The organism is Streptomyces sp. NPDC059037 (assembly GCF_042740015.1).
GTDB lineage: Bacteria > Actinomycetota > Actinomycetes > Streptomycetales > Streptomycetaceae > Streptomyces.
The window spans coordinates 13,619-34,703 of sequence record NZ_JBHYIG010000067.1 but is presented as its reverse complement, the minus strand read 5'-3'; the positions used below and the strand labels follow the sequence as shown (position 1 = coordinate 34,703).

Below are 21,085 nucleotides of genomic sequence, written 5' to 3'. Positions count from 1 at the left end.
GCGGCCCGGGGGGCCGGCTCTCTGCACCACCCCACCCCCCCCCCCCCCGGCCCGGCCCCCCCCCGCGCGGGGGTTCACGCCGCTCAGCACGGCCGGGCTCGCCGCGATCTGGCGCACTCCCGGCCGGACGCTGCCGGCCAGGCCCGTCCTGATCACCTTCGACGACGGCTATGAGGGAGTGCACCGGCACGCGCTGCCCGTGCTCGCCAAGCACGGCTTCGCCTCGACGCTCTTCGTCTCCACGGGCTGGCTGCGCGGATCGTACGACACCGGGGGCGGCCTCGACCTGATGCTCGACTGGGACCAGGTGCGCGAACTGGCCGCGGCGGGCACGGAGATCGGCGGGCACAGCCACACGCACCCGGAGCTCGACCAGCTGGACGACGAAGACCTCTGGTTCGAGCTGCTGCGCTGCAAGGAGATCATCGCCGACGAACTCGGCACCCGGCCGCTCTCCTTCGCCTACCCGTACGGCTACTCAAGCCGCCGGGTGCGCCGCACGGTGCGCGGCGCCGGGTTCACCCAGTCGCTCGCGGTCAACAACGGCCTCGCGCGGCGCACTCAGGGGCCGTACGCCCTGAAGCGGGTGACCGTGCGCCGTTCCACCGGCATCGAGGAGTTCGAGCGGCTCGTCGAGGGCCGTGCGATCACCCGCAACTTCGCAAAGGACTGTGCCCTGACCAAGGGGTACGCCGTGGTCCGCAGAGCCCGACAGGCCCGCCGGAAGGCAATCCGTACCCGTGTCTGACACGACGACCGCCCAGGCAGACGTCTCTGGGACTCCCGGTACCGAACAGCAGCCGACGTCCGGCAAGCCGGGCAGGCCGCGCAGAATGCGGCTGCCCGGCAGGGGCGGCTCCGGCGGCGGGAGTCCCTTGTTCCGCAACGCTTACGCGCTGATGCTGAACACCGGCATATCCGGCGTGCTGGGCGTCGGCTTCTGGCTGGCCGCCGCCCGGTACTACTCCGAGTCGGCGGTCGGCCAGGGCTCGGCGGCGATCGCCGCCATGAAGCTCCTCGCGGGGCTCACCGCGCTCACCCTGACGGGGGCACTCGCCCGCTTCATCCCCATCGCGGGACGCGCCACGGGAAAGCTCATCTTCCGTACGTACGCGGGCAGTTCGGTGGTCGTCGCGTTCGCCGCACTGATCTTCCTGTTCACCCTCGACCTGTGGGGGCCCTCGTACCGATTCCTGCACGGCCCGCTGACCGGCATCGGCTTCATCGCCGCCGTCGTCGCCTGGTCGCTGCTGACCCTGCAGGACGGGGTGCTCACGGGGCTGCGCAGCGCGCTGTGGGTGCCGGTCGGCAACACGATCTTCTCCGTCGTCAAGCTGGGGCTGCTCATCGCGTTCGCCGCGGCGATCCCGACGGCGGGCGTGTTCGTGTCGTGGGTCGCCGCGATCGCCCTGTCGGTCGTCCCGCTCGGCTGGCTGGTGTTCCGGCGGCTCGTGCCACGGCATGTGAAGGCGACCCAGGACAAGGCGCAGCCGCCGACCCTGCGCGAGATCGGCCGCTTCCTGGCCGGTGACTACACGGGCTCGCTCTTCTCGCTCGCCGTGGTCTATCTCGTACCGGTGATCGTCGCCTCGCAGGTCAGCTCGGTCGACAACGCGTACTTCTACATCACCACCACGATCGGCGGCACGGTCAACCTGCTCGCCATCAACATGGGTGCGTCGCTGACCGTCGAGGGCGCGCACGACCCGGCGCGGCTCGCCGCGAACACCCGGGCCGCGCTGCGCCGCATGACGCGGATCATGCTGCCGGTGTGCGGTCTGCTCTTCATCGGCGCGCCGTTCATCCTGAGCGTCTTCGGCCAGGGGTACGCGGACGCGGCGACGCCACTGCTTCGCTGGTTCGCGGTGGGCGCGGCGCTGCGGGTCGTCATGGAGACGTACTTCGCGGTGCAGCGCGCGCAGAGCCGTACGTCGGGGATCGCCTGGCTGCAGGGCCTGCTGTGCGTGCTCGTGCTTGGTCTGACGCTGCTTCTGCTGCCGCGGATGGGGCTCACGGGCGCGGGCGTCGCGGAGATCTCCAGCCTCGCGGTGATCGTGGCGATCGCGGCGCCGAAGCTGTATCGGGTGGCGCGGGCGGCTCCCTCGTCCACACCGGCCGATGGCGCGGCACCGGACGGCGACCTGGCCGACCTGGGGACGCCGGAGGCGCCGCCCTCGCCGGCGGTCGAGGACGCGGGGCGGCACAAGAAGCGGCGCGGGCCCGCCTGGGCGCTGCGCGAGACGCTCGACTCGGACACGCTGCATCTCTCCGTACAGCTCGACTTCGAGCATCCGGAGCGCCGGCCCGACGTGCGGCCGGGGCCCGGGACGCCCGCTTCCGGGACACCGGCGGCGAAGGGCCGGACGGCCGGTGCCGACAAGCGCGACAAGGGGGACGACATGGATCACCGGCCGACCTGGGCGCTGAGATCCCCCCTGAAGTCGCCACAACCGCCCACGGCCGCCCCGGAACCACCGACGGCGCCCCCGGATCCGCCGACGGGCTCCCCCGAATCCACCATGGCTCCCCCGGTCCCCTCCTCGGCCTCCCACCGCACGTCGGAGGCCGAGGAGCGGGGCACCGGCGTACGCGTCCCGGACGTGCCCGAGGCGCCGCCGAGGCCGGTCGACCCGCCCGAACCCGTCGACGCCCCCGAGCCGTTCCCGCGCCTGCGCATCGCCGTGATGGCGCTGCTCCTGACCCTCGCGCTCGGCCTCTACTGGCTGCCTCTCACGGGCATCGGAGAGGCGGACCTGGACGAGATGGGCGGGCTCGGGCTCATCTCGATCCTGCCCGCGCCGACGCTGCTCGGGGCCGCGCTGCTCATCGTGGTCTTCGCATCGCTGCTCTGGATGGACCGCCCGCACCGGGTGCTGCTCCTGGTGACCCTGATCGCCACGGTGGTGTGCCTGCACGCGCTGCCCGCCGTCCTGGAGGACGAGCCGAGGTTCGCGACGGCCTGGCAGCACCTGGGCTTCATGGAGTACATCGACAGGACCGGGTCCGCGGTGCCGGACCTGGACGCGCGCTGGAGCTGGCCGGGCTTCTTCGCCGCGGCCACGTTCGTGGCGAAGGCCTGCGGCGTCTCGGACATGACCGAGGTGATCCGCTGGTGGCCGCTGGCCATGCAACTGCTCTATCTGGCACCGATGTTCCTGCTCACCCGCTCCATGCGGGCCGCCTGGCGGGCCCGCTGGGCGGGGCTGTGGATCTTCGCGCTGAGCGGCTGGGTCGGTCAGGACTACTTCTCCCCGCAGGGCTTCACCTATCTGCTGTATCTGGTGTTCGTGGCGGTGCTCCTCGTCTGGTTCCGCGCGCCGCACGTGCTGTGGGGCAAGCGGCGGCCCGGGGAGCTCGAGGTCGAGCCCGCCGACCGGCGGCAGCGCGCGGTGCTGCTCCTGGTCCTGGTCGCGCTGTTCGCGGCGACGGTGCCGGCGCACCAGCTCACGCCGTTCGTGATGCTCGGCGTGCTCGCCGCGCTCGTCCTGGTGGGCCGCTCGGAGCTGCGCGGCCTGCCGATCCTCTTCGCCGTCATGGTCCTCGTCTGGATCGGCTTCCTCGCCGAGCCGTACTGGTCGGGGCACTTCGACGAGCTGTTCGGCGGGATCGGCGGCGTCGGCGGCAATGTGTCGTCATCGGTGTCGGGACGCATCGAAGGCGGCAGTTCGACCCACCAACTCGTCCTCTACGCGCGGGTCGCGCTCGCGGGCAGCGTCATGGCGTTCGCCTGCTGGGGCTGGTGGCGGCGGCGCGACCACAAGTACACGGAACGCTCGCTGCTCGTGCTGACCTTCGTGCCGTTCCTGGGCTTCGGCATGCAGTCGTACGGCGGCGAAATGGCCCTGCGCGTCTTCATGTTCGCGCTGCCGGGTGCCGCGCTCCTGGCCGGTCTCGCCCTGTTCCCGCGCGCGGGCATCACCGCGAAGGAGCGGGACCGCGACCGGGTGAGCCTTGCGCCGCTCGCCGCGCTGATGGCGGGACTCGTCCTGATGGGCGGCTTCCTGGTGGCGCGCTGGGGCAACGAGCCGTTCGAGCGGACCCGTGCGGGTGAAGTCGCCGCGATGGACTACGTGTACGAGCACGACGAGCCGACCGTCCGGCTGCTGTGGATGAGCGACGACACGGTCGACAACGTGACGCCCGCGATGCCGTGGGGCACCCGCGACATGGAGAAGGTCCAGTACGTACCCACCCTGGCGCCCGCCGACCCGGTCCTCGTCTCCAGCCTCGTCAAGGCGCTCAAGGACGCGGGCCCCAACTCGTATCTGATGATCAACAAGAGCCAGACGGTCTATCTCCAGATGGACGTCGGCTACTCGGCCACCTGGGACACCCGGCTGATCAAGAACCTGGACAACCGCCAGGAGTTGAAGAAGGTCCTCACCAACGACGACGCGACCCTCTACACGCTGCGCAAGCAGCCGGAGGGGAAGGCCGAGAAGGCCGCGCCGGGTCCGATCGGGCCGCAGGTGACCTGGACGCCCTGGTCGGTGATCGGCGCGCTTGCGGCCGTGGCGCTGGTCCTGCTGCTCGCCACCCGTGAGGTCGTACGGGTGGCGGTGGCGCCGGGCGTGCGGCAACTGCGGTGGCTGCAGAGCAGCTTCTGGTTCTCGCTGCCGCTGCTCGCGGTGCTGCTCGCCTCGCTGATCCAGCGGTTCCTGACGATGGCGTGATGCGGGTCCGAGGCCGGGGTCGGCTGAACCGGTCTACCGCTTCAGCCACTTCACCTCGTACCCCTTCATCTCGAAGCGCTCGCCGTCGACCTTCGCGCTGATCGTCCGGTCCAGGTTGTTCACGACGAGCACCGTCTTGTCGTCGGCGAGCACGGCGACGTTCGGTACGTCGTCGGCGGCGACGGAGACCTTCTCGTACTCCGTGCCGGGCGGGAACGCGTCGTTGAACCGGGCGAGCATCTTCAGCATCGGCAGTTCCGTGCCGCCGTCGCCGAGCCGGGTGGAGCGCCACAGGCAGCCGGCGCAACTGGCGCCCTTGTTCTGCGGGTTCCAGTAGAAGCCGCTGCTCGCGCCGCCGCGTGCCATCGCCGTCAGGCCGGTGGCCTGGACGGCGACGCGGTGCGCCTCGGACCAGTCGTCGCGGTCGTCGTTGCTGTCGCCGGGTTCCACGTAGTACTCGGCCCACCACAGCGGCAGGTCACCGGTGCGCTCGCGGACCCACTTGCTGACCGCGGTCAGCTTCTGCGTGGCCTTGAACTCGTCGGGGAGCATCTCGTCGTCGGTGGTGTAGCTGGAGCCGTCGACGACGACGAAGTCCGCGCCCGTCTTGTTCTTGTTCCAGTAGTCGAAGGCGTCGAGGACCCGCTGGTCCATGCGGCCCCAGGCGCCCTTGACCTTCGTCGACGCGTTCTCGGTCTGGCGCGGGTCGACGCTGTCCATGACCAGGTAGGGGCCGCCGACCATGATGTCCTTGTTGACCTTCTTGAGCTCCTTGTAGACCAGGTTGTAGAGCTCGGTGTACCCCTCGTAGTCCCAGCGGGCCTGCTCGTTGTTCCAGAAGCCCTTGAACTCGTTCCAGACGATGAAGTGGCGTACGTCCGGATAGCGCTTGGCGACGGTCGCGGCGAGCTTGGCGAAGTCCTTGTAGTGGGCGCGGTCCGGTGCGGTCTCCAGGGCGGCCTGGCTCCAATTGGTCTTGTCCGCGCCGGACTCGCCGCCCTTCATCCAGTCCGGGGAGCAGCACAGGGTGACGACCGGCGTGCCGTCGGTGGCGCGGATGAAGTCCATCCGCCGGTCCATCTCGCTGAAGTCGTAACGGCCCTTGACCGGCTCGGGGTTGCCCGCGCCCCAGCCCATGATGTGCTGGATCTGCGGCAGCGGGCTCGGCTTTCCCGCGAGCAGCTCCTCGGCGCGCTCCACGGAGGCGGTCTCGCCCTCGTCCGCGCTGTACTGCGTGTGCGTGAAGCCCCAGCCCACGTCCGGCTTCGCCTGGTCGGGCGGGACGGCGGGGGTGCCGTGCACCTTGTCCCCGTCGCGCGTGGTGCCCTTGGTGCCCGAGCCGTCATCGGGAAGCGTGGTGATGACGGTCAGGATCAGGGCCAGTGCGGCCACACCAACGCCGAGCAGTGCGGTGAGCCGCCACCGCAGTGCCCCCGAATTCCACCCATGACGTCCCATCAGGGGCAAGAGTATCGGCGCGAGTTGGCGGTAGGACAGGTTCCGTACCACAGCTCTGTAACGGGCATACCACGTGACGTCATATGAACGGAGTACGTAAACCGGGATGCACAAGGGCGTATGCGTGCCGGATCATGGCGGCATGTCTGCGAACCCTCAGGACGCCCTGCCGATCCGGCTCAACGTCGACGACAGCGACTCCCCGTCGGATGTCGTGGACGCCCTCTTCCTCGGCCGCTTCGCCACCGGCGAGCAGCCGTTCTCCCACAGCGCCAACATCGACCGCGTCAAGTCGGGTTCCACGCTGCTTCCGCCGGGCGCGGCCGTCCTGCGGGCCGCCCGCGACGACGACCGCAGCGCGACGCTCGCCGAGGGCGACGGCTGGACGCTGCTCGTCTCGCGCTGGAACCGTGGCGCGGATGTCACCGTGACGGCGACGAGCGCCGATCTCGCGGAGGAGGTCCTGAAACAGGCGACGGACGGCGCACAGGACGAGCCGGAACCGCAGCCGGACAACGTGACCATGGGGTTCTGGTACGTGTCGCCGAGGCGCGGCCCGCACCGCACCACACGGCAGATCTCCGCCGGTACGTGGGAGGAGGTGCGGGAGAACTACACGGCGCCGGTCGCCGAGGCCATGGACTCCCTGATGAAGACGGGCCCTGAGGACATCTCGGGCCGGCTTCTGCTGCTGCACGGGCCGCCCGGTACGGGCAAGACGTCGGCGCTGCGGACGCTCGCGCGGTCCTGGCGGGACTGGTGCCAGGTGGACTGCGTGCTCGACCCGGAGCGTCTTTTCAGCGATGTGGGCTACTTGATGGACATCGCGATCGGCGAGGACGACGGCACAGCGAAGGGCCGCTGGCGGCTGCTGCTCCTGGAGGACTGCGACGAGCTGATCCGGGGCGAGGCGAAGCACACGGCGGGGCAGGCGTTGTCGCGGTTGCTGAACCTGACGGACGGCCTGCTGGGGCAGGGCCGCAATGTGCTTGTGGGGGTGACGACCAACGAGGACCTGGAGCGGTTGCATCCGGCGGTCGTGCGGCCGGGGCGGTGCCTTGCCCGCATCGAGGTGGGTTCGCTGACCCTCCCGGAAGCGGTGTCCTGGCTCGGCACCGCCGAGGGCATCTCCCGCGAGGGCGCGACCCTGGCCGAGCTCTACGCGCTGCGTCGCGGGACTTCCCCTACGTCGGTCCCGGATCCCCGGGAGGGGGCGGACTCGGGGCTGTATCTGTAGCCCGGCGGCCAGCCAACTACTTTTCCCGCCCGCCCACCCGATTGCCCGGCAGTCGGCCGCCTTCGTTGTGGGCAGGCGTTCCGCACGGCGAGTGGGGCCTCCCCTGCTCGAGCGAAGCCGAGAGCTTGGGGAAGGGTGGGCACAACGCACAGCTACCGGGCACCGATTCAGCCAGGCGCGCTCACCCCGAGTCCCCATAAGCCGCCCGCAACGCATCCCTCGCAGCGGACAACGCCGCCCCCTCGGAAAGACCCAGCCGCTGAACCCGTTCGGCAAAGGCCTGGGCGGCAGCCGAAGCCTCCCTCTCCGCCGCATCCCCCGCAGCGGCCACGAACGTCCCATGGCGCCCCCGAGTCTCAATCACCCCGTCCGCCTCAAGCGCCCGATACGCCTTGGCGACGGTATTCGCGGCGAGCCCCAGCTCCTGGGCGAGCCCCCGCACGGTGGGCAGCTTGTACCCCACCGGCAGCACCCCGCCCCGCGCCTGCTCGGCGATCTGGGCCCGCACCTGCTCATAGGGCGGCGCGTCACTCGCAGCGGCGTCAGCGCCCCCACCGATCTCGATCTTCAAAGTCACGGAGTGATTGTCCCGCACGCACGGAAAATAGGAGGCACCCCGACGCGCCCCGCGCGTAACGTGCGGCTCCATGACTCTCCTGGTACGCGCCCTGCGCCCCGGCAGCACACCGGACGCCGAAGCCTTCGCCGCCGTCCGGCGTGCCTGTGTCCCGGCGATGCTCGCCACCGCCGATTCGGTCGCGTTCGACCTGGCGCACGCCCATCCCGACGCCCTGTACCGGCAGTTGGCCGCCGAGATCGACGGGGAGATCATCGGCACGGCCCAGGTGGGCATCGCCTACGACAGCCCCGATCCCGGCCAGGGCTTCGCCAACGTCTACGTACTGCCCGAACGGCGCGGCCTCGGCGCCGGTTCGCTGATCCTGCGTACGGCGGAGGAGCATCTGGCGAACGGCGGCGCCACGACGTTCTTCTCCTGGGTGCTCGACGAGCCCGCGAACCGCGCCTTCGCCGCCAAGCGCGGCTACCGCGCGAGCCGCTCGGCCCACTTCCTCCGTCTCGACCTGACCGCGGGCCTGCCGCCCCGCCAGGAGCCGCCCGCCGGCGTGGAGTTGCGTACGGGAGCGGAGTTCGGGGACGACCCGCGCGCGCTCTTCGAGCTCGACGCGGAGACGGTGGCGGACGAACCGAGCGATGTGGCGGCGGAGTTCACGGACTACGAGCACTGGCTCTCCGAGACGTGGAACCACCCCCTGGTCAATCGCGAGCTGACCTCCGTGGCCGTGGTGGACGGCCGCCCGGCGGCCTTCAGCCTGGCCCGCACGGACGACGCGTCCCGTTACGCGAGCGGCATGACCGGCACCGGGCGCGCCTTCCGCGGCCGGGGCCTGGCGAAGCTGGCCAAGAACGACTCCCTGCACCGGGCGCGTGCCGCCGGCTTCACGGAGGCGTTCACCGGCAACGACGCCGGAAACGAACCGATGCTGGCCATCAACAAGTGGTTCGGCTACGAGATCTGTGCGACGGAGGTACGGCATGTCCGCGAGCTCGGCTGAGAGCCCGACGGCCGTGGAGGTGACGCTGGTGAAGGCGGGCCGCGTCAAGATCCGCTACCCGGCGGAGGTCGTGGCGGACGACGGCAACCAGGTGACGGTCCGTGCGCCGTGGGCGGCGGACGGGGTACGGGACTTCGGTTTCGTACGCTTCGAGCCGGGTGATGTCTTCACGGAGCACTTCTGGCGTGACCGCTGGTACGCCGTGAAGGAGGTCCGTACGCCGGAGGGGGTCCTGAAGGGCTGGTACTGCGACGTGACACGGCCCGCGGTGCGGGACGGCGCCGCGCTGGTGGTCGAGGACCTGGATCTCGACCTGTGGTGCTCGGCCGACGGCGCGACGATCGTCCGCCTTGACGAGGACGAGTTCGCTCAGAGCGGCCTGGCCGAGCAGGACCCGGAGGCGGCGGCCGCGGCGGTCTGGGCGTTGGACGTCCTGGAGGACCTGGCGCGTGAGGGTGCGCTGCCCGTCCTTCCCTCTGTTCAGGATTCCACCGGCGATTCGCGCTGACGCTGGTAGTGGCGGGCGACCCTGGCCCGGTTGCCGCACGAGGGCTTGCACCACTCCTGCCGGCCATGCCGCTTGACGAATTGACTTGCTCCTCGGGCTGAAGCGCGAGGATTCTGGCCTTCCCGTCCGGACCCGTGCCGCTACGCGGCATGGGCCTTGGGAGGGAATCCAAGGCTTCCTGCTTCGTTGCGCTGTGCCAGAACGGGTTCTGGTCTTACCTGCGCTCCACAGGCCGATACCGCCAGTCCGGCGGCCCTTTTCACGTTGCGTGCGGAGTTGATGTCCCGGTCGAGGAGGGTGCCGCACGCCGGGCAGGTCCACTCCCGGATGTCCAAGGGCTTGGGTCCATCCCGGTGTCCGCAGGCCGAGCACGTCTGGGAGGTCGGTTCGAACCGGCCGATCTTGATCAGGGTGCGCCCGTACCGGTCGGCCTTGTAGACGAGCATGGCCACGAACTGTGACCAGCCCGCATCGTGCACACTCTTGGCCAGTCGGGTGCGCGCCAGCCCCTTGACCGCCAGGTCCTCCACGCCGATCGCTTGGTTCTCGCGGATCAACTGCGTGGAGAGCTGGTGGTGGAACTCGCGACGGGCGTCGGCCACTTGCGCGTGGGCGCGAGCGACTTTCAGACGGGCCTTGTCCCGGTTCCTGGATCCCTTCTGTTTGCGGGACAGCTCCCGCTGGGCCTTCTTCAACTTCTTCTCCGCGCGGCGCAGGAACCGCGGGGAGTCGATCTTCGTGCCGTTGGACAGGATCGCGAAATGGCTCAACCCCAGATCGATGCCGATGGACTGGCCGCTTCCGGGCATGCGGACGGCATCGGCGTCTGGGTCAGTGTCGATGACGAACGAGGCGAAGTACCGGCCCGCAGCGTCCTGGATCACCGTGACAGAAGTGGGAGCGCTGGGCAGGTTGCGGGACCACTTCACCTTCACCGCCCCGATCTTCGGCAGGTTCAGCCGACCGCTGCCGGTGATGGACCAGCGGGCGTTGGCGGTGAACCGGATCGACTGCCGGTTGTCCTTGCGGGACTTGAAACGGGGCGCGCCCACCCTCGCTCCCCTGCGGGTGCCCTTGAGGGAGGCGAAGAGATTTTTGTACGCCGTCTCGGCATCGCGCAGGGACTGCTGGAGCACGACCGCGGAGACCTCGCCCAGCCAGGAGCGGGCCTGGGTCTGCTTGGCCTGGGTGATCAGGCGCGAAGACAGCTCCCCGGCTCCCGGGAACGGCGCTCCTGCCGCTCTGGCGTCCTCGCGGGCGCGCACGGCGTCGTTGAACACGACGCGGGCGCACCCGAACGCCCGCGCCAACGCGCCGCGTTGAGAGTCGTCCGGGTACAACCTGAAGGCGTACCGAAGCTGCATGACGATCACACTAGGCACACCACGCAAAGCATCACCAGAGAGAACGTCTGCGCGAACTATCCCCCCCTCCCCCCGCAGCATCCGGCCCCACCGCCAACGGAAGCGCGCGGTGGACCCCCGCAGGGTCGTACCCCACCCCATCCCCATCCTCCTGCCAGTGCAGCAGGAACCGCTCCCCCGCCCGCCATGCCTCCAGGCCCGCCCTGCAGTACGCCACCATGTCGTCCGGCAGGGCGTCGATCGCGTGCCACGTGAGTTCCTCGCACTTTTCGGGCTCCGCGTTGAAGGGGGTGCCGCCCCTGCCGTGGTCTGCCTCGAAGAACCAGCCGATGCGGGGATTGCCGCCGGGGCCCCGGTGCTGGAGGACCACCGCGGCTCGGACGTCTGCCGGGGCGAGGGTGAGGCCGATCTCCTCGCGGGCCTCGCGGAGCACGGCCTCGCGGACGTCCTCGCCTGGCTCCACGTGGCCCGACGGGACGTTCAACAGGCCGTCTCCGTAACCCGTGTTGGCGCGTCGGGCCAGGAGGACCTCGTCGCCGCGGCGCAGGATGAGGTGGACGTCGACCACCTCCTTGTGGCGGGGCGGGGTGGCCGGCAGGACGCCCACCACCGCGTACCGCTCGTCCTCCACTTCCTTGCCCCACAGGCGCGGGTCGCCCGAAAGGCGCTCCGAGTGCAGTCGGCCCACCAGGGGTGTCAGCGCCTCGATCAGGCGGGTGGCAGGGATGCCGGCGGGGTTGGTCGTCCCCCATACGCCCTCGATCAGGACGAGACGGCCGCCGGGGCGCAGCAGCGAACACCAGTGTCTGAGCGTCGCCTCGAGGTCCGGGAGCGTCCACAGGACGTGGCGGGCCAGGATCGTGTCGAATGTCCGCCCCTCGACCGGGGGCACGGCCGCATCTCCGAGCAGGACCTCCGCCCCGTGCCCGGCCAGCTTCTCGCGCGCCCGCTCCACCATCCTCGGCGACAGATCCACCGCCGTCACACCGTGTCCGTACTCGGCAGCGATCAGTGACAGGCTGCCCGTGCCGCACCCCAGATCGAGCACGTCCCCCGCTGTCTCCGGGAGCCAGTCCCGCAGCCGCCCCGCCCAGGCCTCCCGCACCACCGTGTCCCGCAGTCCGTGGTCCGGCTCGTCGTCAAAGGTGGCCGCCTGCGCGTCCCAGTCGATCGTCATGCCCCGATCGTGACACCCGCCACTGACAATCGGCCTTGGATGAGAAACCCTCCCCGCAGAGGTCTACAGCCGTACCGCCTTGGACATCGGTAGGTACAGGGAGGCAGCCATGCGCCGTGTGACCGTGCACAAGACCGTCGGTAAGCCCACCACCCGACAGATCCGCGAGAAGCACGAGGCCGAGGACCGGCCCCGTGAACGACCCGAGGTCCGCAAGGACGTCCAGCGGACCTGGTGGCCGGACGGATGAGACCGCCCGGCCGCGGCCAGAAGGCCCAGAAGGTCTAGAAGGTCTAGAGGCCCTTGCGGTAGTGGAAGCGGTCGTAGGGGCCGTCGACCCTGCGCTCCACCAGCTCGTATCCGTACCGCGGATAGATCTTCTGGTTCTCCCACATCATCGCGTTCGTGTAGAGACGGACCTCGGGAAACCCGAGGGCACGCGCGCGTGCGTCCACGAACGCAAGGAGGCGGCCGCCCACGCCCCGGCCCGCCGCCTCGGGGTGGACCGCGATGCTGTCCAGGAAGAGATGGTCCTCGTGCGGGACGAGGACCAGGACGCCGATCACCGGGTCCCCCGTGACATACACCCGCCCCGCCGCCACCTCCGCCGCGTGGTCCGCCTCCATGGGGGCGGGCACTACACCGATGCGCTCGATGTAGTGGCGGTACGCGGCGTCCGTCACCGCCTTCACTGCGGGGACGTCGGCGGTGGTGGCGGGGCGGATGTCGGCTGTCATGCGTCTACGTCTACGCCACGGGCGCGCCCCCGCACCACCGCCTTCTTCAGCAGCGGCCACAGCACGATCAGCGCGATGATCGCGTACACCGTGATGGAGAAGGGCGTGTCGAACAGGCCGCTGACGCTGCCGTCGCTGATCTGCAGGGCGCGGCGCAGCTGCTGCTCGGCGTTCGGGCCGAGGATGACGCCGATCACCGCGGGCAGGACCGGCAGTCCGTAACGCCGCATGCCGAAGCCGATCAGGCCGATGACCAGGAGGATCACCAGGTCGAGCGCCTCACCGCCGACCGCGTACGCGCCCACCGCCGCGAAGAAGAGAATGCCCGCGTAGAGGTAGGGCCTCGGGATGCGGAGCAGCTTCGCCCAGACCGGGGCCAGCGGCAGGTTCAGGGCGAGCAGGAGCACCATTCCCACGAAGAGGGACGCGATCAGGCCCCAGACCAGGTCCGGTTCGCGCTCGAAGAGCAGGGGGCCCGGCTGGATCCCGTACTGCTGGAAGGCGGCGAGCATCACCGCGGCGACGGCCGTCGTGGGCAGGCCGAGCGTCAGCATCGAGACCAGCGTGCCCGCCGCCGATGCCGATGACGCCGACTCGGGGCCCGCCACGCCCTCGATCGCGCCCTTGCCCCACTCCTCCTTGTTCTTGGACAGGCGCTTCTCGGTGACGTACGAGAGGAAGGTGGGGATCTCGGCGCCGCCGGCCGGGATCGCGCCGAACGGGAAACCGATGAGCGGACCGCGCAGCCAGGACTTCCAGGTGCGCTTCACATCCGCCTTGCCCAGCCAGGGGCGGCCCACCGGTATCGCCTCGCCGCTGGTGCGGCGCAGATGGGCCGCGACCCACAGGGCCTCGCCGATCGCGAAGAGGCCCACCGCGACGATCACCACGTCGATGCCGTCGGCGAGTTGGAGCGAGCCGAACGTCAGCCGCTGCTGCCCGGTCATCTGGTCGAGGCCGACCAGGCCGATGGTGAGGCCGATCAGGAGGGAGGCGAGGCCGCGGATGCGGGACGAGCCGAGGACCGACGTCACGGCGATGAACGCGAGGACCATGATGGCGAAGTAGTCGGGCGCCCCGATGTCGACGGCGAGGTCGGCGACCGTCGGCGCGAGCGCCACAAGGAGCATGGTGCCGATCATGCCGCCCGCGAAGTGGCCGATGGCGGCGGCCGCGAGCGCCTGTGCGCCGCGCCCCGCCTTGGCCATCGGGTTGCCTTCCATGGCGGCGACGACCGCGGCGCTCTCGCCCGGTGTGTTGAGGAGGATCGACGTCGTGGAGCCGCCGAACATCGCTCCGTAGTAGATGCCGGCGAACATGATGAACGCGCCGGTCGGTTCCAGGCCGTACGTCACGGGCAGCAGCAGCGCCACCGCCATCGCGGGGCCGATGCCGGGCAGCACGCCGATCGCGGTGCCAAGGAGCACTCCGACCGCGGCCCAGAGCAGGTTCAGCGGGGTGAGGGCCGTGCCGAAGCCGTCCATCAGGGAGTTGAGGGCGTTCATGTCAGAGCACTCCCATCAGCGGGCCGCCGGGGAGCGGGACTCCGAGCAGGTTGTTGAAGACGACGTACGTGATCAGGGAGAGGCCTGCCGCGATGAGCGGGTCGCGGTCCAGGTGCCTGCTGCCGAGCGCGTACGCGGCGCCCCAGAACAGCAGGGCGCCCGCGATGGGGAAGCCGAGCGGTTCGATGAGGACGGCGGCGCCGAGGAAGACCCCGGCGAGCAGCAGGACGGTGCGCCAGTCGGCGGGTTCGGACAGGTCGATGTCCTCGCCGCCCTCGGCCTCGCCGCGGCCGCCGCGCAGGACGTCGACCGCGAGGAGCACGGCGACGACCAGGAGTCCGATGCCGACCACGACCGGGACCGTCTTGGGGCCGATCGGGCCGCGCTGGGCGATGTCGACGTCCATGGTGAGCGCGTCGGTGAGGACGAGCACGCCGAGGGCCAACAGCATGACGCACACGCCGAGTTCGGAGTGCTCGCGCAGCCAGGAGCGGCGGCTGTTCCCGGACTCCTCGGGCGGGGTCGGCGGGTTTTCGGTGGTTGTCGTCGTCACAGTCCGAGCTCCTTCAGGACGGACACCACGCGCTTGTCCTGGGCGTCCAGGAAGTCGCCGAACTTGTCGCCGGTGAGGAAGGCGTCGTCCCAGCCGTTCGTCTTGAGGGACTTGCGCCACTGAGGGGAGTCGTGGAGCTTCCTGACGAGGCCGGTGAGCTTGTCGCGCTCGGCTTCAGAGAGGCCGGGCGGTGCGACGATGCCGCGCCAGTTGGTGAAGTCCACGTCGTAGCCGGACTCCTTGAGGGTGGGTCCCTCCAGGCCGTCGACGCGCTCGGGTCCGGTGACCGCGAGGAGGCGCAGCTCGCCCGACTTGATCTGGTCGAGGTACTCGCCGACGCCGGAGACGCCGAAGGCGACCTTCTTGCCGAGGATCGAGGCGAGGAGTTCGCCGCCGCCGTCGAAGGGAACGTAGTTGACCTTCTTGGGGGCGATCCCCGAGGCGCGCGCCATCAGCATCGGGGCGAGGTGGTCGGGGCCGCCGGGGGACGAGCCGCCGCCGACGGGGAGTTTGCCCGGGTTCTTCTTCCAGGCGGTGATCAGCTGCTTGATGTCCTTGTACGGCGAGTCCTTGGCGACCACCACGACGTCCGGCTCCTCGGTGAGGCGGGCGATCGGGGTGGTGTCGGCGAGGGTCTTGGGCGAGTGGTTGGAGCGTGCGGCGCCCACGACTCCGAGCCCCATGGACATCGCGAGCTTTCCGTTGCCGTGCTCGCCGACGAGGCGGCTCAGGCCCACGGTGCCGCCGGCGCCGGGCAGGTTGAACACCTCGATGTTGTGGGTGAGCTCGGCGTCCTCGGCGTTCTTCGCCGCGGTGCGGGCGGTGATGTCGTAGCCGCCGCCCGGTGTGTTGGGGACCATGAAGCGCAGGCCGGGGATCTGTGTGCCGGTCTCGGAGCCGCTGCCCGTCGAGAGCAGCGGCGGCCCTGCGAGCACGAGCAGCGCGGCCCCGAGCAGGGCAAGGGGTGTGCGCAGACGCACGTGTGCCACCACCTGTCGGTACGTAGGAGTTGGTGGGGCCGGGTTCCCGGTGGGGGGCGGGAACCCGGCCGCCATCCGCGGGGACGGGGATTCCTGTGAGGTGGCCCACATGTTGCCTGCGCGTTAAGAAGCTGTCTCTCTTCCGGAATCAACGGACGTTGTGGTCGTTGTGGTCGCGCCCATAGCCTGCGGCGATGACAAGGGTGCTGGTCGTGGACGACGACTTCATGGTCGCCAAACTGCACAGCCGCTATGTGTCCGCGGTGGACGGATTCTCGGTGGTGGGGGTGGCGCACAGCGGTGCGCAGGCACTGGAGGCGGTGGAACGCCTCCGCCCCGATCTCGTACTCCTTGACGTCTATCTGCCCGATATGGACGGCATCGCGGTGCTACGGGAGTTGCGTGCCGTCGAGGAGCGCGACCGGGACCGGCAGCCGGTGGACGCGCTGTTCATCACGGCGGCGCGGGACGCGGAGATCGTGCGGGCGGCGCTGCGGGCGGGCGCACTGCACTACCTCATCAAGCCGTTCAACCAGGCGGCACTGCGGGAGCAGTTGCTGCACGTGGCGGCGTTGCGGGCCCGCCTCGACGGTCTGGACGAGGCCCGCCAGGAGGACGTCGACCAGCTCTTCGGCACCCGCCCGCCCGGCTCCCGCGAACTTCCGAAGGGCCTTGCGGCACACACCGCCGACCTGGTCGAACAGACCCTGCGCCGCCACCCGGACGGCCTCTCGGCGACGGAGTGCGCCCAGGAGGGAGCACTCTCCCGGGTCAGCGCGCGACGGTACCTGGAGTTCTTCGCGGACACGGGGAGGGCGGAGGTGACGCTGCGGTACGGGGGGACGGGGCGGCCGGAGCGGCGATACCGCTGGGTGCGATGAGCGCCCCGAAGGGGCGCGGGGAACTGCGCGAGCAACCAAGACGCACCCCGCAGACAAGTACTCCTTCAGGCGCAGCCTGAGCCCCCGATTAGCCCTCCCTTAACTGCACCATAAAGATCGCCATCACCCGCCCTCAGCAGCCGAATTCGGGTTTTCAAGCGGCTAGCTTTCTCGTCGCCGGGGCCCCGCGTCCCCCACCCCCGACCGCAGCCGAGGAGAACCACCCATGACCGCTAGCCGCAAGGTCGCCGCAATAGCCGCCGCAGGCATCGCCCCGCTCGCCCTGACCGTCCTGTCCGCCGCGCCCGCCGCCGCGCACGGTTCGATGACGGACCCGGTGAGCCGGGTGTCCGCCTGCTTCCAGGAGGGTCCGGAGGCCCCGAAGTCGGCCGCCTGCAAGGCGGCTGTCGCGGCCAGTGGCGCGCAGGCCTTCTACGACTGGAACGGCGTGAACATCGCCAACGCCGCAGGCAAGTCGAAGGAGATCATCCCCGACGGCAAGCTGTGCAGCGCGGGCAACGACAAGTACAAGGGCCTCGACCTGCCGCGTGCCGACTGGCCGTCCAGCAAGCTCGCCGCCGGCAACCACACATTCCGCTACAAGGGCACCGCCCCGCACAAGGGTTCCTTCGAGCTGTACGTCACGAAGGACTCGTACGACCCGGCCAAGCCGCTGAAGTGGTCGGACCTGGAGGAGAAGCCGTTCGTCAAGGTCACCGACCCGAAGATGGAGAACGGTGACTACGTCTTCGACGGCAAGGTCCCGGCCAAGTCGGGCCGCCACCTGATCTACTCGATCTGGCAGCGCTCGGACTCCCCCGAGGCCTTCTACACCTGCTCCGACGTCGTCTTCGGCAAGGACAGCGGCGGCGGCACGGCTCCCGCCCCGACGGCCTCCGCGCCGTCCGAGAAGGACATCGAGGCCGGCTCCGAGAAGTCGACCGTCGAGCACCACGGCCACGGCGACAACGACGCCAAGACGGGCGCCGAGGCCTCCGGGGCGGCCCCGGCGCAGGACACCCCCGCCAACGAGCCCGAGGTGAACGGCGCCGCCGCGAAGCCCGCGGCCACCGACGAGAACCTCGCCGAGACCGGCGGCGACAGCACGACTCCGTACATCGCGATCGGTGGCGCCGGCGCCCTCGCCCTGGGCGCGGCGGCCATGTTCGCCACGGCCCGCCGCAGGACGGCCCGCCACGGCCGCTGAGTCGTCCCGAACAGAGCGGGCCGCTGCCGGGTCGGGCAGCGGCCCGCTGTTCGTCACGGGTCAGGACAGGCACGTACTCGGTGTCGCGTGCTGCGGATCCAGCGCGTTGGCGACCTCGTGGTGGGCGACCCGGTCGAGGATCCCGATCGCCACGTGCTCGGAGAGGTCGACGGGGCACAGGTCCTGGACGGTCACATTGCGTACGTCGGGACCTTCGAGGAACTGCGTGCGGTACGGGGTGACCACCTCGTCGTACTTGGTGGCGATGACCGTGTAGCGCACGCCGGGCACGGTGTCGCCGCCCGCGTTGAGCCTGGTGAGGAACGGCGATCCCGCCACCTGGTCGGCGAGGCTCGGCGTCTTGGTGGTGAGCAGGTCCTCGATGCCCGGGAAGTAGGGCAGCAGCTTGGTCAGGCCGAGCAGGGTGGTGCCGTGGTTGTCGGGCGCGAGGCCGATCAGGGCGTTCACCTTCGCCGCGCCGCCGAGGAACTTCAGATAGTGGCGGGGCATCATGCCGCCCTGCGAGTGGCCGACGAGGTCAGCCTTCGCGGCGCCCGTGGAGGCGAGCACCTTGTCGACGAAGGCGTCGAGCTGTTCGGCCGACTTGTCGATCGGGCCGAGCCCGTTGAAGAACGGCACTCCGGGCAGCTGGCCGTAGTCGAGGGAGTAGACGCAGTAGCCGCGCCTCACCAAGTAGGGCGCCAGGACGAGCCAGTTGTCCACGGAGTTGCCGAAGGTGCCGTGGACGAGGACGACGGGGCGCGGGTGGGCGGCGGACGGCTTGCAGTTGTAGTCGTTCCAGCCGCTCGATGAGGTCGCAGCGGCAGACGAAGCGTCCGGGGCCGCCTGCGCGGCGGGGGTCAGGGTGAGCGCGCCCGTCATGAGCAGGGCGGCGGCAAGCGCTCTGAGCGCTCGTCTCCAGGGCAGCATCGGGTGATCTCCTTGCGGCTCAAGGGAGTTGCTCAAGGGAGTTGCTCAAGGGAATTGCTCAAGGCAGCGACGATGAGCGAGCCCTGTGATCCGGATCACGAGGATGCCGTGCACACGCCAAATTACGGGCGAGTAGTAAAAGTGTGAAGTTACGCGTCGGTAAAACTTCCGGCGATCACAGGCAGGGTCGCCTTCCGCCGCACTATTGACCGCCGTCGGTACAAGCGCCCCAAAGGGGCGCGGGGAACTGCGCGAGCAACCAACACGCACCCGCAGACGCCCACGGTGCCCCCGAACCCCCTACCGAGGCGGAGAAACCAGCCCCAACTCATAAGCGATGATGACCAACTGCACCCGATCCCGGGCGCCCAGCTTGGTAAACAGCCGCGCTACATGCGCCTTCACCGTGGCCACGGTGATGAACAACTCCGACGCGATCTCAGCGTTGGAGAATCCCCGCCCCACCAGCGTCAGCACCTCAACCTCACGGTCAGTGATCCCGTCCACCGACCGCCGCTCAAGCGCCGCAGGCTCCGGCCGCGCCGCGAACTCCTCGATGAGACGGCGGGTGACGCTCGGCGCGATCAGGCCGTCCCCCGCGGCCACCACCTGGATCGCCGCGAGGATGTCGTCGAGCGCCATGTCCTTGACGAGGAACCCGCTGGCGCCTGCGCGCAGCGCCCCGTACACGTAATCGTCGTCGTCGAACGTCGTCAGGACCAGGACGCGGGTCGCGTCGGTCTCCGCCGTGATCAGCCGGGTGGCCTCGATGCCGTCCATGCCGGGCATGCGGATGTCCATCACGACGACATCGGGGCGTACGTCCCTGGCGAGCCGGACGGCGTCGGCGCCCGTCCCCGCCTCGCCCACGACGTCGAGTTCGGGGTTGTCGGCCATGAGGACTCGCAGGCCCGCGCGGACCAGGGGCTGGTCGTCGGCCAGTACGACGCGCACCACGCGGTCCGTCACCGTCCCTCCTCCGGCACGGGCAGCAGCGCCGCCACCCGGAAGCCGCCCTCGGGGCGCGGCCCCGCGGTGAAGCGGCCGTGCAGCAGGGCGACTCGCTCCCGCATGCCGACCAGGCCGAAGCCGGTGCCCGCGGGCAGCCCGCCCCGCCCGCCGTCCTCGATCTCGATGGACAGCTCGGCGGCCCGCCGCTCGACGCTCACCCGGCAGGTGTCCGTTCCCGCGTGCCGTACGACATTGGTCAGTGCCTCCTGGAGGATGCGGAACGCGGCCAGGTCGATGTCGGCGGGCAGCGGCTCGCGCCCGCCCGGCCACCGCACCTCGACCCGTACCCCGGCGTCCAGCGCGGACGCGACGAGGCGGTCGATGTCGGCGAGGCCGGGCGTCGGCTCACGGGGCGTCACGTCCTCGTGATCGGGGGCGAGTTCGGCACCCGTAGCAGCGTCTGACTCCGGCTTGCGCAGGGCGACCAGCGTCCGGCGCAGACCCGCGAGCGTCTCCCTGCTGGTGTTCTCGATGGTGGTGAGCGCGTTGCGGGCCTCGGCCGGCTGGGTCTCGATGACGCGGCTGCCCACGCCCGCCTGGATGGCGATGACGCCGATGCTGTGCGCGATCATGTCGTGCAACTCGCGGGCGATGCGCAGGCGTTCGGCGGTGATGGCGCGGGCCGTGGCCTGGCTGCGCAGCGCCTGAGCGTGTGCCCGGCGCTCGCGGGACGAACTGCCCACCATCCAGGCGGCGATCAGGGCGACGGCGATGAACGCGACGGTCTCGCCGTTGTTGCTCACCCACCCGGAGGGTGCGCAGCCGTTCACCATGCCCTGGGGAGGAACGCCCGCGGTGGGATCGCAACCGCCGTCGGGCGGGAAGGCGAAGAGGCTGAGCAGCTGTGCCGTGAACGCCATGAGGGCGGCGGCGACCGACGTACGGCGCGGGCGGGTGGCGGCGAGATAGCCGACGGCGCAGACCCCGACGAAGATCTGCAGATAGCTGACCTCCGTCTTCCGCATCTCCATCGTCGCCGTCACCGCGCCCAGGAGCAGGAAGACCAGGGCGGGCAGCGGCCGGCGCCGGAGGAGCGAGGCGACCACGGCCGTGAGCGCGATCGACGCGAGGACCATCAGGGCGTCGAAGCCCTGCTGCCCGTGGTCGAAGGTGACGTAGGTGACGAAGGGGTAGACGACCGCCCCGCTCCAGGCCAGGCCGGTGCGCACGGGCGGCCAAAGCCGCCCGGCCACACGCGGGCCCCTGCCCTGCTCGGGTGCCGCCTGACCTGCCTCGATGTCCATGCGCCGATCGTATGTGCCCGTCCCGCGCAGGGGTATTGGCCCACGG

19 protein-coding genes and 1 pseudogene are annotated in these 21,085 nt (G+C 70.3%); 8 read left to right on the top strand and 12 right to left on the bottom strand.

Going from position 1 to position 21,085, the window contains the following annotated elements; all coding sequences use genetic code 11:
* Positions 1–748: polysaccharide deacetylase family protein (locus ACFWY6_RS16550; RefSeq protein WP_384690320.1), on the top strand; the 748-nt coding region annotated here is incomplete at its 5' end.
* On the top strand, positions 741–4,673 hold the full coding sequence (locus tag ACFWY6_RS16545) for a lipopolysaccharide biosynthesis protein (protein ID WP_384690319.1): 3,933 nt from the start codon (positions 741–743) through the stop codon (positions 4,671–4,673). The genes ACFWY6_RS16550 and ACFWY6_RS16545, both read left to right, overlap by 8 nt.
* 33 nt (positions 4,674–4,706) lie before the next feature.
* Here the strand turns inward: ACFWY6_RS16545 and ACFWY6_RS16540 are convergent, their stop codons facing one another.
* Positions 4,707–6,131 (bottom strand): xylan 1,4-beta-xylosidase, encoded by a 1,425-nt coding sequence (locus tag ACFWY6_RS16540; protein ID WP_384690317.1) that lies wholly within the window; start codon positions 6,129–6,131, stop codon positions 4,707–4,709.
* 142 nt (positions 6,132–6,273) lie between these two features.
* Here ACFWY6_RS16540 and ACFWY6_RS16535 point away from each other — a divergent pair, with 142 nt between their 5' ends.
* On the top strand, positions 6,274–7,368 hold the full coding sequence (locus ACFWY6_RS16535) for a DUF5925 domain-containing protein (protein ID WP_384690314.1): 1,095 nt from the start codon (positions 6,274–6,276) through the stop codon (positions 7,366–7,368).
* Positions 7,369–7,549: 181 nt separating this feature from the next.
* Here ACFWY6_RS16535 and ACFWY6_RS16530 read toward each other — a convergent pair whose 3' ends face one another.
* The gene (locus ACFWY6_RS16530; RefSeq protein WP_384690312.1) at positions 7,550–7,945 is read right to left on the bottom strand and encodes a GntR family transcriptional regulator; all 396 of its coding nucleotides are present in this window, start codon (positions 7,943–7,945) and stop codon (positions 7,550–7,552) included.
* A 70-nt stretch (positions 7,946–8,015) separates the two neighbouring features.
* Between ACFWY6_RS16530 and ACFWY6_RS16525 the strand changes: the two genes are divergently transcribed.
* Both ACFWY6_RS16525 and ACFWY6_RS16520 read left to right on the top strand, forming a co-directional pair.
* A complete protein-coding gene (locus ACFWY6_RS16525) occupies positions 8,016–8,942 on the top strand; it encodes a GNAT family N-acetyltransferase (RefSeq protein ID WP_384690309.1) in 927 nt (308 codons plus the stop codon).
* A complete protein-coding gene (locus tag ACFWY6_RS16520) occupies positions 8,923–9,450 on the top strand; it encodes a DUF402 domain-containing protein (RefSeq protein ID WP_384690305.1) in 528 nt (175 codons plus the stop codon). Before ACFWY6_RS16525 ends, ACFWY6_RS16520 begins: the two co-directional genes overlap by 20 nt.
* On the opposite strand, the pseudogene ACFWY6_RS16515 reads toward ACFWY6_RS16520, so the two are convergent.
* The 3 genes and pseudogenes from ACFWY6_RS16515 to ACFWY6_RS16505 all read right to left on the bottom strand — a co-directional run.
* Positions 9,423–9,530: pseudogene (locus ACFWY6_RS16515) on the bottom strand (CGNR zinc finger domain-containing protein); the annotation flags it as partial. The gene ACFWY6_RS16520 and the pseudogene ACFWY6_RS16515 overlap by 28 nt on opposite strands.
* Positions 9,531–9,590: 60 nt before the next feature.
* A complete protein-coding gene (locus ACFWY6_RS16510) occupies positions 9,591–10,814 on the bottom strand; it encodes an RNA-guided endonuclease InsQ/TnpB family protein (RefSeq protein ID WP_384690302.1) in 1,224 nt (407 codons plus the stop codon).
* A gap of 31 nt (positions 10,815–10,845) precedes the next feature.
* On the bottom strand, positions 10,846–11,991 hold the full coding sequence (locus tag ACFWY6_RS16505; protein ID WP_384690299.1) for a methyltransferase domain-containing protein: 1,146 nt from the start codon (positions 11,989–11,991) through the stop codon (positions 10,846–10,848).
* Between the two features lie 109 nt (positions 11,992–12,100).
* Between ACFWY6_RS16505 and ACFWY6_RS16500 the strand changes: the two genes are divergently transcribed.
* Positions 12,101–12,241, top strand: coding sequence for a hypothetical protein (locus ACFWY6_RS16500; RefSeq protein WP_384690296.1), 141 nt, complete (start codon positions 12,101–12,103; stop codon positions 12,239–12,241).
* Between the two features lie 43 nt (positions 12,242–12,284).
* On the opposite strand, the gene ACFWY6_RS16495 is transcribed toward ACFWY6_RS16500, so the two are convergent.
* The 4 genes from ACFWY6_RS16495 to ACFWY6_RS16480 are packed head-to-tail and all read right to left on the bottom strand — an operon-like array spanning position 12,285 to position 15,766.
* On the bottom strand, positions 12,285–12,728 hold the full coding sequence (locus ACFWY6_RS16495) for a GNAT family N-acetyltransferase (RefSeq protein ID WP_384690293.1): 444 nt from the start codon (positions 12,726–12,728) through the stop codon (positions 12,285–12,287).
* Positions 12,725–14,233 (bottom strand): tripartite tricarboxylate transporter permease, encoded by a 1,509-nt coding sequence (locus tag ACFWY6_RS16490; RefSeq protein ID WP_384690290.1) that lies wholly within the window; start codon positions 14,231–14,233, stop codon positions 12,725–12,727. Before ACFWY6_RS16490 ends, ACFWY6_RS16495 begins: the two co-directional genes overlap by 4 nt.
* A 1-nt stretch (position 14,234) precedes the next feature.
* Positions 14,235–14,786, bottom strand: coding sequence for a tripartite tricarboxylate transporter TctB family protein (locus tag ACFWY6_RS16485; RefSeq protein WP_384690287.1), 552 nt, complete (start codon positions 14,784–14,786; stop codon positions 14,235–14,237).
* Complete coding sequence (locus ACFWY6_RS16480; RefSeq protein WP_384690322.1) at positions 14,783–15,766, bottom strand: Bug family tripartite tricarboxylate transporter substrate binding protein; 984 nt, start codon at positions 15,764–15,766, stop codon at positions 14,783–14,785. The genes ACFWY6_RS16485 and ACFWY6_RS16480 overlap by 4 nt, the downstream gene beginning before the upstream one ends.
* A 194-nt stretch (positions 15,767–15,960) precedes the next feature.
* On the opposite strand from ACFWY6_RS16480, the gene ACFWY6_RS16475 reads away from it, so the two are divergent.
* Entirely contained in the window at positions 15,961–16,647 is a 687-nt protein-coding gene (locus ACFWY6_RS16475) for a response regulator (protein WP_361816239.1), read from the top strand.
* A 226-nt stretch (positions 16,648–16,873) separates the two neighbouring features.
* Positions 16,874–17,854 carry a lytic polysaccharide monooxygenase gene (locus ACFWY6_RS16470; protein WP_384690284.1) on the top strand — a complete coding sequence of 327 codons (981 nt, stop codon included), beginning with the start codon at positions 16,874–16,876 and terminating at the stop codon, positions 17,852–17,854.
* 60 nt (positions 17,855–17,914) lie between these two features.
* On the opposite strand, the gene ACFWY6_RS16465 is transcribed toward ACFWY6_RS16470, so the two are convergent.
* From ACFWY6_RS16465 to ACFWY6_RS16455, 3 genes are all read right to left on the bottom strand, one after another.
* Positions 17,915–18,784 (bottom strand): esterase/lipase family protein, encoded by an 870-nt coding sequence (locus ACFWY6_RS16465; RefSeq protein ID WP_384690281.1) that lies wholly within the window; start codon positions 18,782–18,784, stop codon positions 17,915–17,917.
* 300 nt (positions 18,785–19,084) lie between these two features.
* Positions 19,085–19,753: a response regulator gene (locus tag ACFWY6_RS16460; RefSeq protein WP_384690278.1), complete on the bottom strand. Its 669-nt coding sequence runs from the start codon at positions 19,751–19,753 to the stop codon at positions 19,085–19,087.
* Positions 19,750–21,039, bottom strand: coding sequence for a sensor histidine kinase (locus ACFWY6_RS16455; protein ID WP_384690275.1), 1,290 nt, complete (start codon positions 21,037–21,039; stop codon positions 19,750–19,752). The genes ACFWY6_RS16460 and ACFWY6_RS16455 overlap by 4 nt, the downstream gene beginning before the upstream one ends.
* Positions 21,040–21,085: the final 46 nt, after the last annotated feature.

Bases quoted from the DNA above. Each gene is read 5' to 3' on its own strand.
- ACFWY6_RS16540 (WP_384690317.1), bottom strand. From the start codon at position 6,131: ATGGGACGTCATGGGTGGAATTCGGGGGCACTGCGGTGGCGGCTCACC.
- ACFWY6_RS16535 (WP_384690314.1), top strand. From the start codon at position 6,274: ATGTCTGCGAACCCTCAGGACGCCCTGCCGATCCGGCTCAACGTCGAC.
- ACFWY6_RS16525 (WP_384690309.1), top strand. From the start codon at position 8,016: ATGACTCTCCTGGTACGCGCCCTGCGCCCCGGCAGCACACCGGACGCC.
- ACFWY6_RS16520 (WP_384690305.1), top strand. From the start codon at position 8,923: ATGTCCGCGAGCTCGGCTGAGAGCCCGACGGCCGTGGAGGTGACGCTG.
- ACFWY6_RS16510 (WP_384690302.1), bottom strand. From the start codon at position 10,814: ATGCAGCTTCGGTACGCCTTCAGGTTGTACCCGGACGACTCTCAACGC.
- ACFWY6_RS16505 (WP_384690299.1), bottom strand. From the start codon at position 11,991: ATGACGATCGACTGGGACGCGCAGGCGGCCACCTTTGACGACGAGCCG.
- ACFWY6_RS16500 (WP_384690296.1), top strand. From the start codon at position 12,101: ATGCGCCGTGTGACCGTGCACAAGACCGTCGGTAAGCCCACCACCCGA.
- ACFWY6_RS16495 (WP_384690293.1), bottom strand. From the start codon at position 12,728: ATGACAGCCGACATCCGCCCCGCCACCACCGCCGACGTCCCCGCAGTG.
- ACFWY6_RS16490 (WP_384690290.1), bottom strand. From the start codon at position 14,233: ATGAACGCCCTCAACTCCCTGATGGACGGCTTCGGCACGGCCCTCACC.
- ACFWY6_RS16475 (WP_361816239.1), top strand. From the start codon at position 15,961: ATGACAAGGGTGCTGGTCGTGGACGACGACTTCATGGTCGCCAAACTG.
- ACFWY6_RS16470 (WP_384690284.1), top strand. From the start codon at position 16,874: ATGACCGCTAGCCGCAAGGTCGCCGCAATAGCCGCCGCAGGCATCGCC.
- ACFWY6_RS16465 (WP_384690281.1), bottom strand. From the start codon at position 18,784: ATGCTGCCCTGGAGACGAGCGCTCAGAGCGCTTGCCGCCGCCCTGCTC.
- ACFWY6_RS16455 (WP_384690275.1), bottom strand. From the start codon at position 21,039: ATGGACATCGAGGCAGGTCAGGCGGCACCCGAGCAGGGCAGGGGCCCG.